The 3,256-nt window shown below is 46.5% G+C and carries 1 protein-coding gene; it reads right to left on the bottom strand.

Annotated features, from left to right (window positions below; all coding sequences use genetic code 11):
* A partial coding sequence (locus ACWVCM_RS03585; RefSeq protein ID WP_455200340.1) for an Ig-like domain-containing protein occupies nt 1-2,868 on the bottom strand: 2,868 nt, incomplete at its 3' end.
* Nucleotides 2,869-3,256: the final 388 nt, after the last annotated feature.

The raw sequence follows: 3,256 nt of genomic DNA, 5'->3' as shown, positions 1-3,256 counted from the left end.
GGCAATTCGTTCACCCGTAATATTACTGAAACGGTAATTGTTCGGGTTGTTGTCGAATTCGCCTGCTAAATGGCAACCCACGCATGCATTGGTCCAAGATGCATGACAGGATACACAGTCCATGGAATCTGTATGGCTAAAGCCATTGGTATACAGATTCGGATTAGTCTGGATTGGCCCTGTACCAGTTGCAATATCACCATCAGCACGCCCCATCGCATAAGATGCTTTCGGGCTGTAGACCAATTGATTAGTGAAAGGATTGGCCTTGTTATTGTTGATGATTGTATCGCGCGTTTGTGGTACGTAGTGAGGTTGCCCATTCACACGGCTTTTCAGTATGAAATTGCCGTTGTTGGGATCGCGTGTCACATGACGTAACGCGTTACCTTTGTTGTCAGTGGCACATTCAGCTTCAATGTCGTCGTATGTCAGACATGATACTGTCGTCGCATACGCAGAGATTGTTCCATGGCAGCTGGCACAGGTAATTGATACTACCTGGTCCTGTCGGCTCATAATCTGGCCGCTGGTAGGATCACCAGTCGCACCACCATGAAGGTCACGGCTGCCATGACAATCGATACAACCCAGGCCTTTTTCGTGATGGATGTCCTCAGGCGTATCATCTCGACCATCAGCATCGTAGTCTTCAAAGGCTATGTATTGATCGGCATTGCGTCCGTTGAATGTGTTGTTGTTGACAGCGGGATCAAACAAACGAGTATCGTCCGCAGTGTTAACAAACGTGTTGGGATTGGCAGGATATTGGAAATTATTTGCCAAATCTGCATTTTGGTCCAAACGTATACCCCAGTACTGCATTACGGTACGGTTTGATCCTTGATGACAACCAGCGCAAGCCATGTCCTGGATACCCGTTACAAACTGGTTATTCGGTAATGTCTTGGCGACATTTTGAATAATATGCATGCGGATATGTGGACGTTCTGGCGCTGCAATAGCGTCAGGATTTACAGGCTCCTGAGTATTTACATTAGGATCAGAACTGCGACTGCGGCCATCCGGGCTGTATGCCATATGACACGCCGTACAACCGGAAGAGCGAAAATCACCGTACCGATTGTTAGCACCAGCGCTGCCCAGGTGACAATCACCACAGGTAAATGCTACTTGTTCATGATACAGGGAAGCGAGTGCACTGTTTTCACGAACGCGGTTGGTTTTAGCGCCGTTTTCTTCGGCAGCAGTGTAAAGGTCATTTGCCAGATTTGCCGCATTGTAGAAAGCATTCAGCAAGCCACCCTGGATAAGTGGAATGCCGTCATTGGTTTGGCCATTGTATTGACTGATAACCGGGTACTCATTGACTTGACTGATTCCGCCAATGTCAGCAGTAAACTGGTTAAAATCAGGATTCGATACATAACGGAACGCTTCGTCCGCGGCCGTATCCTGGTACAGGCCAACATGTTGCGGTATGGAATTTTCTATACCTGCCGCGTACATAGCGCCAGACAAAATTCCCGCTTCAGTGGCTAGTACACTTCGCGTTACCCACTCAACATGATTGTCACCGTGACAACGTCCACAACTTTCGCCTTGTGATACAACGCGTAAATCACCAGGATTAATAAATTGTAAATATTCAAGCGCAGTGTATGTAACGCCATTCACCGTGTAATCAGGGTATTTATCAAGGCCTGTCAGGGTCAATCGGTTGAAATAAGCAACAGGGTCATCGATTAACTGCTGGTCAGTCGCCATTGATGGAGGAGGAGGGACATGACTGCCATCTTTTCCTGCACCCTGTCCATCACCACCATGACAAACCGTGCAGCGAATATTAGCTGCGCCAGCAAAAGGATGAGGATTTACTAGACCATTGCCAGCATAATCATCCGCATTCGAACCGTTGTGGCAATTCATGCAGCTTTCAGCCACCTGATTTTGCTCATAAAACACATTGATTGTTGCAGATGTTTGCTTGTTGGATGCATCGTAGGCCGTAACCACGATATTGTTATTTCCTGGGGAAAGGGAAATGTTATTAAAGTACCAGGGATTACGAGTTAAAGTGTCATATTCCTGTCCACCGTTGTTCGTATACTTGATACGGGTAACACCGATATCATCCGAAGAAGATCCTGAAATAGATACTACATTTGTACCTGTTGTGTAATTTCCGTCATCTTCAGGAGATGTGATACTGATTTGAGGTGGCGCTGCATCTACAACGTTATAGGTAACGGTAATAACATCCGTTGAGACGTTATTTGCTGCGTCTCTTGCTGTTACCGTAATTACGTTAGTACCTGCTTGCAGCGTTAAACCAGTGTAACTCCAACTGGTTGTTCCAACCGCAGAACCAGTGCCACCAGCACTGTTTGCCCAGGTTACCTGTGTAACCTCGGTATCGTCAGTAGCTGTTCCAGCAATAGTTATCGAACCGTTGTTGGTTGTGTACGTGGGGTCAGCGCTCGGAGCCGTAATTGATATTTCAGGTGGAGCATTATCAAGCACGTTATCGTAGGTGACGGTGATCGTATCAGAAGAAGTATTATTATCCGAATCTGTGGCAGTAACCGTAATGATGTTCGTTACGCCCTGTTGCAGAACTAATCCGGCATAACTCCATTGTTCCGTGCCCTGCGCAGTTCCACTTCCACCTGCGCTATTGGTCCACGTTACTTCAGTTACTTCGTTATCGTCGGTAGCGGTACCCGCTATGGCAATGGTACCGGTGCTCGCTGTGTAGCTAGGATCTACACTGGGAGCCGTGATTGTGATGGTTGGTGGAGTACCGTTGTTACCTCCACCTCCGCCTCCACCCCCGCCGCAGGCAGACAAGAATAGTAGCCCTATAGCAGTGAGAAGTGACGCACGAAAAATACTGTACGTATTCATCTTTCCCCCCAAACGTTTCGTAAAAAATTGTATGTGATGTGATATCCACATACTGCCCTGGTCAAACACCTGTGTTGTTCCCTTGCATCCTGGGTACTTCACAAGTGACTAACTGCATGCCATTACTTATGACAAAACAGTTGCGCCTTCCATGGCCGATAACACTCCTTAAATCGACCATGTACCAGGTTCTAGATAGTTAAACCGCTCACTAACCAGAACCCAATTTTTTGCTGCCTTTGCCGGGCTGATAACCCTAATTATTTTTAATATCAGTGGGTTATCTGTGCATTTGTATTATTACTTGTATACAACAGTAAATTTTTATCCCTTAACATAGAATCGAACTATACCACGTAAAATCCTAAGTACAACTACCTACGTAGGT

The organism is Kaarinaea lacus (assembly GCF_975902315.1).
The sequence above is the reverse complement of the archived record's forward strand: the minus strand, read 5'-3'. Positions and strand labels throughout refer to the sequence as shown.